Genomic DNA, 14,572 nt, shown 5'->3' with positions numbered 1-14,572 from the left:
GAATAATTTTTTACTTGTAGACTATAAATTTTGTCGTATAATAGAGGATTTTTTAAAAATATCTCGAATTGTGTATTAAGTTAACTATAAGTTGGTGATTTAATGACTGGGAAGATACCTGAACAATTGATTGAACAAATACGTTCGCAGTCAGATATCGTTGATGTAATCAGCGAATATGTACAGTTAACGAAAAGAGGACGTAACTGGTTTGGATTATGCCCATTTCATGGGGAAAATACACCTTCGTTTTCAGTATCACAAGAAAAGCAAATTTTTCATTGCTTTGGCTGTGGAGCAGGCGGGAATGCTATTACTTTTATAATGGATATTGAAAATATTCCTTTTCTTGATGCTGTATCAAAATTAGGTAATCGAGTAGGAATTCAGCTTGATATCCAAAGCTCTAGTATAGATAAAAGCAGCAGCTCTTATTCAAAAAGTGAAGAAAATATGCTAAAAGCTCATCAATTCGCAGCCGACTTTTATCATCATTTATTACTTAATACAGAAGATGGTGAACCTGCATTAAATTATCTTCTTAAAAGAGGATTTACAAAGGAAGATATCGAAACGAATGGTATAGGATGGTCACTTCCGACTTGGGATTCACTTTCGATACTGCTCCAAAGGGAACAATATTCATTAGATGAAATTGTAGAAAGTGGATTGATTATCAAAAAAGAAAATGATCAAACCTACTTTGATCGATTCCGTGATCGGATTATGTTTCCTATAAGAGATGAGTTTGGGAAAATTATTGCATTCTCAGGTAGAATCATACATCAATCATCAAATGAAGCAAAATACCTAAACAGTCCGGAATCGCCAATTTTTCACAAGAGTCAAGTTTTATATAATTTAGATAAGGCTAGAGGCTCAATTAGAAAAAGTGGACAAGTCATTCTAATGGAAGGTTTTATGGATGTCTTAGCCGCAAATCAAGCAGGTATATATAACGCAGTTGCAACAATGGGTACTTCCTTAACACCACAGCATATCACAAAGCTAAAGCGCTTAGTTGAAAAAATAATTATTTGTTATGACGGTGATAATGCTGGTTGGGAAGCGGCTAAACGTGCATCTGAAATGTTACATGCTGAAAAGTTAAAAGTAGAAATTGCTGTATTACCAGAAAAACTTGATCCAGATGAATATATTCGGAAATATGGTGCTGAATCATTTAAAAAAATATTAGATAAACCGCACGCTTATATTGCATTCATAATGATGCATGCTAGACGTAATAAAAATTTTCAATTTGAAAATGATGTCTTGCAATATATACAAGAAGTACTTGAGCACCTAGTTGGAAAATCACCTATTGAAAGGGATCTTTATATAAAACAACTTGCAGGTGAAACAAATATTTCTGAAGATGCGATTTATGCACAATTTCGTAAATTTGAATCAGATCATGCAAAAACGATAAAACGTAACTATCAAAAAGATGGACAAACTATTGACATACAAACTCGACAAAATAAAAAGTTGACTGCAACAGAGAGAGCAGAAAGATTGCTTCTTTCGCATATGCTTAATAGAGCAGATGTTGTAGACCGAATTTTTGTTGATGAATCACAACCATTTGTAAGTGATGAGTATAATGCGGTATTTGTACGTTTAGTTGGATTTTATGAAGAGCATGAGTCATCAGATTACCAAAGATTCTTGGAAATGCTTGATGATAGTAGTCTTAGAAAAATTGTCATGGAAGCTGCATTAACCGAGCGTGATCCAAATCATGTAGAGGCTGAGATTGCAGATTGCATAAAACAGATTAAAAAGCATCGTATTGAAAATGAAATAAACAGATTAATACATGATTCTCAGGAAGCAGAAAAAATGCATGAGCATAAACGTGCCCTTGAAATCGCGCAAAAAATCATAAGTTTAAGAAAATCATTATCAGCGATTTAGCTTGATTCGGTTGTTAGAAGGAGGAGAGTTTATGGCTGACAAGTCAGAACGTTCAAATGAAGTAGTTAGTGATCAAAAATTAGAAGAGGTAAAAAAACTTCTCCAAGAGAAAGCAATAAAAGAACGTGAAATATCAATGAGAGAAATTTCAAATTCACTTGCTTCATTTGATTTAGAAAATGAAGAAATTTTTAGTTTTGCTGATGATTTAGAAAAACATCATGAAGTAACAGTAAATGGTAAAGAAGAATTTGAAGAAGAGGCTCTATCAAAACAAGAAGCGAGCGAAGAAGAATTCGATTTAAATGACTTAAGCGTTCCTCCTGGAGTAAAAATAAACGACCCTGTAAGAATGTATTTAAAAGAAATAGGAAGAGTTGACTTACTGACTGCAGAAGAAGAAATCAATCTTGCCGAACGCATTGAACAAGGTGATGAGGAAGCAAGAAAACGTCTAGCAGAAGCTAACCTTCGACTTGTAGTTTCTATCGCAAAACGCTATGTAGGACGTGGCATGCTTTTCTTAGACCTGATCCAAGAAGGAAATATGGGCTTAATCAAAGCGGTTGAAAAATTCGACTACCGCAAAGGATTTAAATTTTCTACTTATGCGACATGGTGGATTCGTCAAGCCATTACACGTGCTATTGCTGACCAAGCGCGTACAATCCGAATTCCAGTACACATGGTTGAAACGATTAATAAACTAATTCGTGTTCAACGTCAATTATTACAAGATTTAGGTCGTGAACCATCTCCAGAAGAAATAGGAGAAGAAATGGACCTTACACCTGAAAAGGTTCGTGAAATCTTAAAAATTGCCCAAGAGCCAGTATCATTAGAAACACCTATTGGTGAAGAAGATGATTCTCACTTAGGTGACTTTATTGAAGATCATGAAGCACAGTCTCCTTCAGACCATGCTGCATACGAACTTTTAAAAGAACAACTAGAAGACGTATTAGATACATTAACAGACAGAGAAGAAAATGTTCTTCGTTTACGTTTTGGTTTAGACGATGGACGTACACGTACGCTTGAAGAAGTTGGGAAAGTATTTGGTGTTACACGTGAGCGTATACGTCAAATAGAAGCAAAGGCATTAAGAAAGCTACGCCATCCTTCTAGAAGTAAACGTTTAAAAGACTTTCTTGAATAATTGAAGGCATCCATTGGATGTCTTTTTTTCTTTTGTTTATTATATCAAATATTTAATAAAATAGGTTGGAATATGTCGTTGGAATTTTTATTTAATTTAACGATCTATATTACTTTCTATGGATAGGAAAATAATGAAAGGTAGGATAAAATAAAACTATACATACATAAAATGTTGGAGTAAAAACCTATGCCAAATACACGTAAACAAATCATTCTAAATGAAATTCTCTTCTGGAAGCAAAATAAACTATTACCTGAACATTACTGTGATTTTTTGATGACTTTATATACGGAAGGTGAAGTTGAGCCTGAAGAAAATGTAAGTCATAAAAAAGCAGTAAAAGCAAAAGAAAAACGAAATTTTAATCTTTTTAGTACTTTGCTGGTATTGATAGCTTTAGTTTTATTAGTACTGCTATTTACCGTCAACCAACTATTTGTTCTGTTTATAATTGTCATAAGTGTTCTTACAATTTTGAGTATTGTGGGAGCTATAATATATACAAAAAGAAAAAATTTGTTAGGACCAATTTTTCAGATTGTATCAGCTCTGTTCATATTTGGGCTGTCAGTCAAAATGAGTATTGTATTTTTTGATAATCATCCGATTGTTCTTTTTGTTATATTAATGATTAATTGCCTTTTATGGTTAGTAGCGGGAATATTAAGCAGGCTTATGTATTTTACGATTTCAGGATCATTAGGGATAATTGTATTAATTGGATATAAGCTATTCTTTAGTTAATCAACATGCTAAAAGATGATGAAGATAAACCTTCCCATCCTGTAGCATGTTTTTTATTGGAAATTATAGTTTTAATCAATTTTTCCTCCGAATATTCTATGATAAATGTTTTATTTATGTTTAATCTAAGGAGGAATAAAATGAATTTTAATTTAACAACAGAACAAAATATGTTATTGAAAACGATGAAGGAATTTGCAGATGAGGTTGTAGCTCCTGGTGCAGTTGAAAGGGATCGAACGAAAGCATTTCCATTTGAAATATTTAAACAACTCGCAGAAATGGGGATAATGGGTTTACCATTTCCTGAGGAGTTTGGAGGTGCTGGTTCGGATACCATTAGCTTTGCGATTGTAACGGAACAATTAAGTCGAGCGTGTGCCTCAACAGGTATTACCTACTCAGCTCACATTTCTCTAGGAGGTGCACCAATCCACTTATTTGGAACGAAGGAGCAAAAAGAGAAATATTTAGTGCTAATCTGTAAAGGTGAATCCTTTGGTGCATTTGGTTTAACAGAGCCCAATGCTGGTTCTGATGCAGGAGGCACTGAGACAAAGGCAGTCCTAAAGGATGGTCATTTTACAATTAATGGTTCTAAAATATTTATTACAAATGCAAGCTACGCAAAATTCCTAGCATTAACAGCAATCACGGGTTATAAAGAGGACAAAAAAGAGATAAGCGCAATCATTGTCCCTACAGATAGTAATGGTTTTACTATTAAAAGTGACTATGAAAAAATGGGGCTAAATGCATCGAACACAACAGAACTTATTTTTGAAGATGTTCACGTACCTGAAGAAAATCTCCTTGGAAAACGAGGGAATGGATTTAAACAATTTCTAATTACTCTTGATGGGGGAAGAATTGGCATCGCAGCAATGGCGGTTGGAATTGCACAGGCTGCCTTTGATAAAGCGCTTAGCTATTCAAAAGAACGAAAACAATTTGGGAAAACATTGGCTTCATTTCAAGCAACCCAATTTAAATTGGCTGATATGGCTGTGAAAATTGAGCTTGCTAGGAATATGGTATATAAAGCAGCGTGGTTAAAAGATGAAGGCAAGCCTTTTAGTAAAGAGGCGGCAATGGCAAAATATTATGCGTCTGAAATGGCAGTTGAAGTTTGTGATGAATCAATACAAATTCATGGTGGTTACGGGTATATGAAAGAATATGAAGTGGAAAGATATTTAAGGGACGCAAAATTATTAGAAATAGGGGAAGGAACTTCTGAAATCCAAAAATTAGTCATTGCGAGGAAAATCCTTAATGACTAACATAGATTTGTCAATTTTGTTACAGTGTAGATAAAAAGTTGTAGCTTAGGTCTTTTCGTTTTAGAGAGATTGCAGTACAATTATTAGTGTTGACTAGATTCTATATTAAATAGAAGTAGATATAAAACAGTAGGGAGGGTAACTTATGAAAAACAATCCAATTATTCCTTATATCCTAATCATGGCATTTGGTATCGGACTTATCTTCTTTATGTCTATGGAAGGCGTTGGAAATAAAGAAGAAATCGCTCACGGTGGTGAAGATGTTGCTGAAGAGGGCGGTGCTACTGCTGAAGAAGGTGCAGGCGGTGCTGAATTAGTAAGCGCTTGTATCGGTTGTCACGGTGGTGACTTAACAGGTGGAATGGGTCCAGACTTACATGGTATTACAGATGTTGAACACATTAAAAACGTTGTAATGAACGGTCAAGGTCAAATGCCACCAGTAGTTCAAGACGAAGCGGAAGCACAAGCAATCGCTGAGTACATTTCTACATTAGAATAATATTTTACATAGATCCTTAGTTGTTTTACGACTAAGGATCTATTTGTATACATAGTAGTAAATATAAACACTTGAATGAACTACCGAATATAATTTATAAGTATTTTGACATATCTACATATATAGATAGGAGGCTTATCACTAAGGATTGGTGATAAGCCTCATTTTCTAATATAATAGTGCTATCTATTGAATTTAACAAAGGCGGTAATAATTAGTGAATGCAGAAAAACTATCAAAACGATTAGAAACTGTAGCTTCTTTTGTGCCAACAGGAGCAATAATAGCAGATATTGGCAGTGACCATGCCTATTTGCCATGCTATTTAATAAATAAAAAAATTGCTAAAAAAGCAATCGCTGGAGAAGTTGTAAAAGGGCCATTTGAATCTGCAGTTCGCCAGGTAAGAGAAGCGGGCTTAATGCACAAGATTTCGGTTCGACTTGCAGATGGACTGGATGCGATAGATGAATCGGATAAGGTAGATACAATTACAATTGCGGGTATGGGAGGTCCTTTAATTGTCTCTATTTTAGACAAAAAACCAGCTGTCTTGCAAAATGTAACGAGATTAATTTTACAACCAAATATTCATGCGAAAGTAATTCGTCAGTGGGGGCTTGACAATGGCTGGGCAATTTTAGATGAAGTTATTTTAGAAGAAGACGAAAAAATATATGAGGTTATCGTGCTTCAACGAGGTGAAATGACTCTTACCGAAGAGGAAATATTACTTGGGAAATATTTACTTAATGAAAAATCGGAAACCTTCATCAAAAAATGGACGAAAGAAGTTGAAAACTGGAAGAGGGTATTAGAGTCCATTGAACAAGCAGAATCATCTTCAAGCATCATCGCTAAACGAGGGGAGCTACTACACCTTATAGCATTAGTGGAGGGGATTATTGAAAATGAAAAAGCCTAATGGAAACGAAATAATTCAACTATTTGAAAGCTGGTCACCTAAAAAAATCGCATGTATGGAAAATGACCCAATTGGTTTAGCGATTGGGACGTTAAATAAAACCGTTTCAAAAGTATTAGTTACTTTAGATGTTACCCACGAAGTTTGTGATGAAGCAATTGCAAAAGGGTGTGAGCTAATCATTGCCCATCATCCGCCAATTTTTCGAAAGTTATCGAATCTAAGAACTGATACACCTGAAGGAAAGCTTTATGAAAAATTAATTAAGCATAATATTGCCGTATATGCAGCGCATACAAATTTAGATGTAGCTGAAGGTGGTGTAAATGATTTATTAGCAAATGCCTTACAGCTAGAAAATTGCGAAATACTAGAACAGACCTATAGTGAGAATCTAGTGAAACTTGCTGTATTTGTTCCAGATGGACACGCCGATGCCATCCGTGTTGCTTTAGCAAAAGCCGGAGCAGGTCATATAGGAAATTATGATTCCTGTAGTTTCTCATCAAATGGTGTAGGAAGATTCCGCGTACTTGAAGGAGCAACACCGTATATTGGAGAAGTTGGTGAAATGGAAGCAACCGACGAAGTAAAAGTTGAGGTAGTTTTCCCCACGTCGATAAAAAATAAAGTATTAAAAGCGATGTTAAATGCACATCCATATGAGGAACCTGCCTATGATCTATTTACAATGGCTGTTGAAACAAATCAAATGGGTTTAGGACGTGTAGGAACATTAAAAGAAGCAATGACATTGGAGCAATTTGCTAACCATGTAAAGATAAGTTTAAACGTTCCAGCAGTCCGTGCAGTCGGGGAGTTAAATACAAAAATTTCAAAAGTAGCAGTTGTAGGCGGAGATGGCAACTCTTACATTTATGCAGCAAAAAGGTCAGGTGCAGATGTATTTGTAACGGGGGATATTAAATTTCATGTAGCCCAAGATGCTCAAAACTTAGGATTAAACATTGTAGACCCAGGTCATCATGTGGAAAAAGTAATGATAAGCGGGGTAGCAAACAAAATGACTCAGCTCTGTGAAAAACAAAAATTAGAAGTGGAATTTATACAATCAGAAATTCATACAGAGCCATTTCAATTTATTTAACAAATGAACAAATCCCGAGTAGTGAATGAAAATACTATTCGGGGTTTTTATGTGAAGAAACGGCTCTATTAACGATAAAATTGTTTAAACTAACATTGAATTTAGAATAGGGAAGTGATGGAATTATGTTTTGTGTGGATATAGGTTAGTAATTTCTTGTCTGGATAATTTAAATTTAATTTTCCTTTCGGGTTGACAATATACCTTACGGGGTATATGATAATGACTATCAGTAATGATTAAACAATTGAGAAGGGGGCGGTATACTTGAATTCATATGATGATAAAATTAAAAATCGAATTAAAAGAATAGAAGGTCAGCTTCGAGGTATAGTGAAAATGATGGAAGAAGGAAAAGATTGTAAAGCCGTCATCACTCAACTTTCTGCTGTTCGCTCAGGAGTGGATCGATCAATTGGGCTGATTGTAAGTCAAAACTTAATTGAATGTATCCAAAATGCGAATGGAGACGAGGAAGTATTAAATGAATCTGTACAAGAAGCTGTAAATTTATTTGTAAAAAGTCGTTAATTATTTTAAACGACTTTTAATTTGAAATAGTAAAATACCCCATACGGTATGAGGAGAGATGTTAAATGGAAACTTGGATTATCATTATTGTTGCAGTTTTATTTATTGTATGGCGTATGAAGCCGATTAAAGGTATAAAGACAATTTCAACAGATACCCTAAAAGGTATGTTAAATGATAAAGATAAAGTGTTTATAGATGTTCGAACTCCTGGTGAACATAAAGCCAAAAACATTCATCAGTTTAAGAACCTCCCTTTAGGCTCTGATTTATCAAAGCTTCCAAAAGATAAAGAAATAGTTGTAATTTGTCAAAGTGGCGTGAGAAGTTCACAGGCTTGTAAACAACTTAAAAAATTAGGATATGAATCCGTCACAAATGTTCGTGGTGGAATGAGTGCATGGAAAGGATAAAAATAAATTTAGGAGGAGAATGAAATGAAAGAGATTAGTACGAAAGAACTTCAACAACGAATAGAAAATGGTGAAGAATTAAATTTAATTGATGTACGTGAAGTAGGTGAAGTCCAAGCAGGTCATATTCCTGGAATAATTCATATACCATTAGGATTACTAGAATTCCGTGTCCATGAGCTTGATAAGAATAAACCTTACATTTTGATTTGTCGTTCAGGTGGACGTAGTGGAAAGGCAGCACAATACTTACAGGATTATGGTTATGACGTTACAAATATGATAGGTGGAATGCTATCTTGGGAAGGGAAAGTTGAATAGACCTTCTCTTCAAAAAAATTTTAAACATATTAATACCCTATACCGTATAAGGAGTTGGATAAAGATTGTCAATTAAAGCAGACGTTCAATTAGATGCAAAAGGGTTAGCTTGCCCAATGCCTATTGTAAAAACGAGAAAAGCAATGAATGATTTAACTGATGGACAAATTTTAGAAGTGCAAGCTACAGACAAAGGTTCAATTGCTGACTTAAAAGCATGGGCTGAAAGTGTTGGTCATCAATATATCGGTACGACGGAAAATCAAGATATTTTACTTCACTACATTCGTAAAAATGGTGATGATGAAGCAATCGAAAAGAAATTTGAACAAACGATAACAAATGATGAAGTGATTAAGCGAGCAGCGAATGGTGGAATCATTCTTGATATTCGTGAACAGGCCGAGTTTGCTTTTGGTCATATTGATGGGGCAATATCAATGCCAATGGGTGAATTAGATGATCGTACAAATGAATTAGATGCAAATCAAGAAATCTTTGTTATTTGTCGTACAGGAAAACGTAGTGACTTAGCTGCACGTAAACTTTTTGAAAAAGGCTTTAAGAAAGTGTATAACGTTTTACCAGGAATGAGTTCTTGGACTAGCGATATAACTAAAAAATTATAATTAACTGGAGGAATTTATTATGTCTAACAAAGTAGCGATTATTGCAAGTAACGGTGGTCTTTTTGATGCTTATAAAGTATTTAATATTGCAACTGCTGCAGCGGCAACAGAAAAAGAGGTTGCCATATTTTTTACATTTGATGGACTTAACTTAATTCATAAACAAGCAATGCAACAATTACCGATGCCAGAAGGTCGTGAACACCTTGCAGAAGGATTTGCGAAAGCGAATATACCAGGCATTCCACAATTAGTGGAAATGGCTCAAGAAATGGGTGTGAAATTCATCGGGTGTCAAATGACGATGGACGTAATGAATTTAACAAAAGATGATTTTATTGATGGAATCGAAGTTGGGGGAGCCGTTACATTCCTTGAATTTGCAAAAGATGCAGCACCGACTTTAACATTCTAAAACTACAGTAACTTAAATTAAAATTTATAACCTTGTTACATTGGATGAACTGATGGAAGGGATATTCCCTTCCATTTAAAAACTAAAAATAAATACCTATGGGGGTAATATTGAATGGCAATTAATAAAATGACAGCAGCACAAGTTGCTCGTAAAGTAATTGAAGATCAACCTTTATTTATTTTAGATGTTCGTAACAGAGATGATTATGATGACTGGAGAATTGAAGGTCATAGTTTTGATTATTTAAATATCCCATATTTTGATTTATTAGACGGTGTAGAAGAAATCTTACCAAAACTTCCAACCGATCGGGATATATTAGTTGTTTGTGCAAAAGAAGGGTCATCAATAATGGTGGCAGAAATGATCTCCGAAACAGGCCTAGACGTATTCTATCTTGAAGATGGGATGAAATCTTGGAGTTCATATCTTGAACCAATTAAAATAGGTAACTTAACTGGTGGCGGAGAGCTTTATCAATTCGTACGTCTGGGGAAAGGTTGTCTTTCGTATATGATTACTTCTGGAGGTGAAGCAGCGATTATTGATGCGGTTCGTTTTACAGAAGTATTTACTAACTTTGCTAAAGAGAAAAATATAGAAATTAAACATGTATTCGACACACATTTACATGCAGATCATATTTCTGGTGGTCGCTATATTGCAGAAGAAACGGGTGCTACTTACTACTTACCACCAAAAGATGCAGAAGAAGTAGTTTTCGATTACACACCACTTGAAGATGGCTTAAAAGTGGAAATTGGTGAATCTCAAATTGAAGTTGGCGTACTTTATTCACCGGGCCATACAATTGGTTCCACTTCATTTATCGTTGATAATAAGTATTTATTAACTGGCGATATTTTGTTCATTGATTCAATTGGTCGTCCAGATTTAGCTGGTCTTGCAGAAGATTGGGTAGGAGATCTTCGTGAAACATTATACCTTCGTTATCGAGAATTAGCAGAGGATTTAATCGTTCTACCAGCTCACTTTATGATAATAGATGAATTAAATGAGGACGGGACTGTAGCGAAACGTTTAGGCGATTTGTTTGCTGAAAACCACGGGTTGAATATTGAAAGTGAAGAAGAATTTCGACACACAGTAACGAATCATTTGCCCCCACAGCCAAATGCGTATCAACAAATTCGTCAAGTAAATATGGGGAAAATCACCCCTAACAACGATGAACAGATGGAGATGGAAATCGGTCCTAACCGATGCGCTGTTCGTTAATCGATAGGAAAAATATGATTGTAATTCTTTTGCATATTCAAAGTGAGTTGTTCATCAACTCACTTTTCTTCTTAATGTGTAGTCTCATAAATTTTAATATAAAGAAAGAAGGGAACAACATGGAAACTAGTTATATGATCCTCCTATTCCTAATTGGTTTTATAGGATCATTTCTTTCAGGAATGCTAGGAATAGGTGGTGCTATAGTTAAATATCCAATGCTTCTGATGATTCCACCGTTGTTTGGGTTTCATGGTCTAACAGCACATGAAGTTTCAGGAATTAGTGCACTTGACGTCTTGTTTGTATCCATAGCAGGTGTCATTGGTTTTCGTAAGGGAGAGTATTTAAATAAACCTCTAATTATCATTATGGGTATATTTTCCTTAATTGGTACTTTAATTGGTAGTATTGAGTCACAACATTTATCAGAACAACAAGTGAATATTGTTTACGGAATTTTAGCTTTGTTGGCAGCAATTATGATGTTTATTCCTAAGAAAGAAAATGATTGTATTCCTTTAGATAAAGTAACATTTAATAAACCACTTGCTGGAATTTTAGCATTTACTGTCGGAATTGGTGCGGGTATCGTAGGTGCTGGAGGAGGATTCTTGTTGATTCCAATTCTATTATTAATACTTCGAATTCCTACACGAATGACTATAGCATCTAGCTTAGCGATTACGTTTATTTCGTCCATTGCAGGTTCCATTGGTAAATTAACAACAGGGCAAGTTGAATATTTACCAGCGGTTGTTGTGATTATTGCCGGAATAGTTGCAGCTCCTATAGGTGCGAAAATTAGCAAAAAGATAAATACAAACGTTTTAAAAGGAATATTAGCGGTTTTAATTTTAGCAACAACAATAAAAATATGGATCGATATATTGTAGAAAAGCATTTCCCAGAGACTAAACAAAGAAACGTTCAAAATTTAAAATGTAAAAAAACCCATTCAAGTTAAGTGCCTTGAATAGGTTCTTTAGATTTGAAATATTAAAATAGATCGAGCTTAAAGATTCACAGTCTACTGCATATATTAATATAGATTCACTCGAATGGCTTCATCAAAATAAATGAGATTCGTTTCTGTTTGACCGTAAAGAATAAAGGAATCTAAATTTATGTTCTCTTTCATCGTAAATGTTTTATACTGCTTTTGATCATCAGCTCGTAATTTGGCAGTATCCCATGCAATTTCGTTATCGACTGTTATTTCCCATTGATTAATCGTAGTTGTATTCGCATCTGAAGAAATTTCAAGTTGTCCATTTGGTAGGAGTTTTATTTCATATTCTGTGTCTTTATACGAGAATGTAAATGGTAATTGATCGACTGTTAGTGCATATCTTACATTCGTCGGTAGCTCAAACTTTGCACCAATCACTGATATGTAGCCACCTTCTTGTACTCTTGGATATGTGCCAATTGTTTCAGTATGGGCGTAACGATCATTTTGAATGCTAATAGTATCTTCAAGGTTTGAGCGATTTAATGTTTGTCCATCTGCGTCAATTACTTTATATAGAATTTGTGCATTATAACCTACAAAATGATTTTTTTCAGCTAATGGTAATTCGGCTGTATATTGAGCTACTTGCTGCTCTACAAATGTTGCCATATCCTCCGTGAATTTTGTATCAAATTTAACCATGGTGTTGTACGGACCATGTTGTGCACGAATGAAATTCACATTCACTCCATCTTTTTCAAAAGAAGAACGTAGAGTAACGTTTTCTGTTTTAGCTAACAATTCCTTACGATCAATAGGAACTTCAAAGGTCCAATGTCCATCTACGTCATAAATCCGTTTAAAATCAAAGAGTAGTTCAAACTCATTATATGGGACATCAAATAATGAAAACTCATAAGTAATTTCATTTTTTGATTGATCAGCATAAAAACCTATTGATTCCCTTTCACCATTTGGTAAAACAAGTGAGACTTGATTGTCATTATCGCTGATTGATTCATTAAAGAAAAGTTCATTACCATCATAGCCAGACGTAGCTAATATCACTTCTATGGAAGCGTCCGTAACATTAACCTCCTTTACGTTAATATTTACAGAGGAAGAACTCGTTACTGTTTCCATTGTTTTATCTTGTAAGCCTAAAAACACAAGAAATAATAATGCCGCTGATACAAATACTGTTGCAAACGCTGCTCGAAAGTCTCGTTTTTTTGTATCTACTGTCTTTGTCGCCGGTAACTGAATCATCACTTGATTTGTGAATGATTCATCAACACTTACAGATGGGAACATGGAAAACATTTCACTCTCCTCTTCAAGGAGTTCTTCTAATTGTAATGAGCAGGTCGCACACGATTGAATATGCTCATCAAATTTCGCCATTTCATCTTCATTTAATCGTCCCTCGATAAAATCATATAAGTCTTCAATCGATAAGCAATGCACTTTTCATATCTCCCTTCAACTTTGATTCTCTTAATCGCTTTTTTGTTCTATACAGACGATTTCGTACTTCTGTTAGTGGAATATGTAGTGTCTCGGCAATCTCTTCGTACGAGCAGTTACTAGCATACTTAAGGACAAAAATTTGGCGTGTTTTGTCTTCCAATGTTTCTAGCCATTGATGAAGCAACTTGGTTTGCTCTCTTTCAATCATTAATAATTCAGGGGTGTGAAGTGATGGTGTTTCCTCAAGTGGTGTTGCATCCTCTTTATGTTTTCTTTTAAAATCCATCAGTTGATTAATCGCAATGCGAAAAAGCCAAGCCTTAAAATGTTCACCCTTAAATTTAACTAAGTTTTCATAACATTTAATAAATGTTTCCTGTGCAATATCCTTTGCCAATTCCTCGTCTTTTGTTTGATAAGTTAAATAGCTGACGAGTGGCTGCTTATATGTATCTACGATGACACGAAATGCTTGTTTATCACCCGATATAATTTTTTGTATAATCTGCTCATTCAACAAAACCACCTCCTCACATTAAAAACGTAAATTCTTTAAAAAAATCTCAAGTAAATAAAAAATATTTTGAAATGGGAATAAAAGGATCGTTTAATTAAAATTTAGTTATTCTTGTTGGTTATAGAGACTGTTTAATATTTAACTATAACAATTAACGTACTCTCAAGTATAGTAAGTACAATAATAAGAAGTTATGTAAATGATTATCTTAAATTTGATAACTTAATGTAATAGATTTAGGAATAATGAAAGAAGGTTTTGTTTAAAATATAAAACTGAATTTTGGATAAATATAAACAAATTTGAAACCATTATTTTTTTGCGGCGTTATTAAAATAAAGTTGTAAATATTTGTTAAGGGGAATTGGAAGTCATGAGATAGCTGTCTTAAGGTAGTGTCAAAACTTCTATGAAAAATTGAAAATCACAAAA

16 protein-coding genes are annotated in these 14,572 nt (G+C 34.4%); 14 read left to right on the top strand and 2 right to left on the bottom strand.

Annotation, left to right across the window (positions count from 1 at the left end; all coding sequences use genetic code 11):
• The first annotated feature begins 102 nt into the window (after nucleotides 1-102).
• The 14 genes from dnaG to CD30_RS09560 all read left to right on the top strand — a co-directional run bounded on the left by dnaG (nucleotide 103) and on the right by CD30_RS09560 (nucleotide 12,094).
• A complete protein-coding gene (gene dnaG, locus CD30_RS09625; protein ID WP_036175949.1) occupies nucleotides 103-1,920 on the top strand; it encodes a DNA primase in 1,818 nt (605 codons plus the stop codon).
• 31 nt (nucleotides 1,921-1,951) lie between these two features.
• Nucleotides 1,952-3,079 (top strand): RNA polymerase sigma factor RpoD, encoded by a 1,128-nt coding sequence (gene rpoD, locus CD30_RS09620; RefSeq protein WP_036175946.1) that lies wholly within the window; start codon nucleotides 1,952-1,954, stop codon nucleotides 3,077-3,079.
• Between the two features lie 189 nt (nucleotides 3,080-3,268).
• Nucleotides 3,269-3,826: a hypothetical protein gene (locus CD30_RS09615; RefSeq protein WP_036175943.1), complete on the top strand. Its 558-nt coding sequence runs from the start codon at nucleotides 3,269-3,271 to the stop codon at nucleotides 3,824-3,826.
• Between the two features lie 140 nt (nucleotides 3,827-3,966).
• Nucleotides 3,967-5,109, top strand: a complete 1,143-nt coding sequence (locus tag CD30_RS09610; RefSeq protein ID WP_036175940.1) for an acyl-CoA dehydrogenase family protein — start codon at nucleotides 3,967-3,969, stop codon at nucleotides 5,107-5,109.
• A 145-nt stretch (nucleotides 5,110-5,254) separates the two neighbouring features.
• Nucleotides 5,255-5,614, top strand: coding sequence for a cytochrome c550 (cccA, locus tag CD30_RS09605; RefSeq protein WP_036175937.1), 360 nt, complete (start codon nucleotides 5,255-5,257; stop codon nucleotides 5,612-5,614).
• A 217-nt stretch (nucleotides 5,615-5,831) separates the two neighbouring features.
• The gene (locus CD30_RS09600; RefSeq protein ID WP_036175934.1) at nucleotides 5,832-6,539 is read left to right on the top strand and encodes a tRNA (adenine(22)-N(1))-methyltransferase; all 708 of its coding nucleotides are present in this window, start codon (nucleotides 5,832-5,834) and stop codon (nucleotides 6,537-6,539) included.
• Nucleotides 6,526-7,647, top strand: coding sequence for a Nif3-like dinuclear metal center hexameric protein (locus CD30_RS09595; RefSeq protein WP_036176142.1), 1,122 nt, complete (start codon nucleotides 6,526-6,528; stop codon nucleotides 7,645-7,647). The genes CD30_RS09600 and CD30_RS09595 overlap by 14 nt, the downstream gene beginning before the upstream one ends.
• A 267-nt stretch (nucleotides 7,648-7,914) precedes the next feature.
• On the top strand, nucleotides 7,915-8,178 hold the full coding sequence (locus CD30_RS09590; protein ID WP_036175931.1) for a metal-sensitive transcriptional regulator: 264 nt from the start codon (nucleotides 7,915-7,917) through the stop codon (nucleotides 8,176-8,178).
• Between the two features lie 65 nt (nucleotides 8,179-8,243).
• On the top strand, nucleotides 8,244-8,591 hold the full coding sequence (locus CD30_RS09585; RefSeq protein ID WP_036175928.1) for a rhodanese-like domain-containing protein: 348 nt from the start codon (nucleotides 8,244-8,246) through the stop codon (nucleotides 8,589-8,591).
• 24 nt (nucleotides 8,592-8,615) lie between these two features.
• A complete protein-coding gene (locus CD30_RS09580; RefSeq protein ID WP_036175925.1) occupies nucleotides 8,616-8,912 on the top strand; it encodes a rhodanese-like domain-containing protein in 297 nt (98 codons plus the stop codon).
• A 65-nt stretch (nucleotides 8,913-8,977) separates the two neighbouring features.
• Entirely contained in the window at nucleotides 8,978-9,541 is a 564-nt protein-coding gene (locus tag CD30_RS09575; protein ID WP_408056757.1) for a sulfurtransferase TusA family protein, read from the top strand.
• A gap of 19 nt (nucleotides 9,542-9,560) precedes the next feature.
• Nucleotides 9,561-9,956, top strand: coding sequence for a DsrE/DsrF/DrsH-like family protein (locus CD30_RS09570; RefSeq protein ID WP_036175922.1), 396 nt, complete (start codon nucleotides 9,561-9,563; stop codon nucleotides 9,954-9,956).
• A gap of 114 nt (nucleotides 9,957-10,070) precedes the next feature.
• Nucleotides 10,071-11,198, top strand: coding sequence for an MBL fold metallo-hydrolase (locus CD30_RS09565; RefSeq protein WP_036175919.1), 1,128 nt, complete (start codon nucleotides 10,071-10,073; stop codon nucleotides 11,196-11,198).
• Nucleotides 11,199-11,317: 119 nt separating this feature from the next.
• The gene (locus CD30_RS09560) at nucleotides 11,318-12,094 is read left to right on the top strand and encodes a sulfite exporter TauE/SafE family protein (protein WP_036175916.1); all 777 of its coding nucleotides are present in this window, start codon (nucleotides 11,318-11,320) and stop codon (nucleotides 12,092-12,094) included.
• 146 nt (nucleotides 12,095-12,240) lie between these two features.
• Here the strand turns inward: CD30_RS09560 and CD30_RS09555 are convergent, their stop codons facing one another.
• Both CD30_RS09555 and CD30_RS09550 read right to left on the bottom strand, forming a co-directional pair.
• Nucleotides 12,241-13,620: an anti-sigma factor family protein gene (locus CD30_RS09555; protein ID WP_036175913.1), complete on the bottom strand. Its 1,380-nt coding sequence runs from the start codon at nucleotides 13,618-13,620 to the stop codon at nucleotides 12,241-12,243.
• Nucleotides 13,601-14,140, bottom strand: a complete 540-nt coding sequence (locus CD30_RS09550; RefSeq protein WP_052126129.1) for an RNA polymerase sigma factor — start codon at nucleotides 14,138-14,140, stop codon at nucleotides 13,601-13,603. The genes CD30_RS09555 and CD30_RS09550 overlap by 20 nt, the downstream gene beginning before the upstream one ends.
• Nucleotides 14,141-14,572 lie beyond the last annotated feature (432 nt).

It is taken from the genome of Ureibacillus massiliensis 4400831 = CIP 108448 = CCUG 49529, assembly GCF_000772965.1.
Lineage (GTDB): Bacteria > Bacillota > Bacilli > Bacillales_A > Planococcaceae > Ureibacillus > Ureibacillus massiliensis.
This window is presented reverse-complemented; position numbering and strand designations above follow the sequence as displayed.

Bases quoted from the DNA above. Each gene is read 5' to 3' on its own strand.
- dnaG (WP_036175949.1), top strand. From the start codon at position 103: ATGACTGGGAAGATACCTGAACAATTGATTGAACAAATACGTTCGCAG.
- rpoD (WP_036175946.1), top strand. From the start codon at position 1,952: ATGGCTGACAAGTCAGAACGTTCAAATGAAGTAGTTAGTGATCAAAAA.
- CD30_RS09615 (WP_036175943.1), top strand. From the start codon at position 3,269: ATGCCAAATACACGTAAACAAATCATTCTAAATGAAATTCTCTTCTGG.
- CD30_RS09610 (WP_036175940.1), top strand. From the start codon at position 3,967: ATGAATTTTAATTTAACAACAGAACAAAATATGTTATTGAAAACGATG.
- cccA (WP_036175937.1), top strand. From the start codon at position 5,255: ATGAAAAACAATCCAATTATTCCTTATATCCTAATCATGGCATTTGGT.
- CD30_RS09595 (WP_036176142.1), top strand. From the start codon at position 6,526: ATGAAAAAGCCTAATGGAAACGAAATAATTCAACTATTTGAAAGCTGG.
- CD30_RS09585 (WP_036175928.1), top strand. From the start codon at position 8,244: ATGGAAACTTGGATTATCATTATTGTTGCAGTTTTATTTATTGTATGG.
- CD30_RS09580 (WP_036175925.1), top strand. From the start codon at position 8,616: ATGAAAGAGATTAGTACGAAAGAACTTCAACAACGAATAGAAAATGGT.
- CD30_RS09570 (WP_036175922.1), top strand. From the start codon at position 9,561: ATGTCTAACAAAGTAGCGATTATTGCAAGTAACGGTGGTCTTTTTGAT.
- CD30_RS09565 (WP_036175919.1), top strand. From the start codon at position 10,071: ATGGCAATTAATAAAATGACAGCAGCACAAGTTGCTCGTAAAGTAATT.
- CD30_RS09560 (WP_036175916.1), top strand. From the start codon at position 11,318: ATGGAAACTAGTTATATGATCCTCCTATTCCTAATTGGTTTTATAGGA.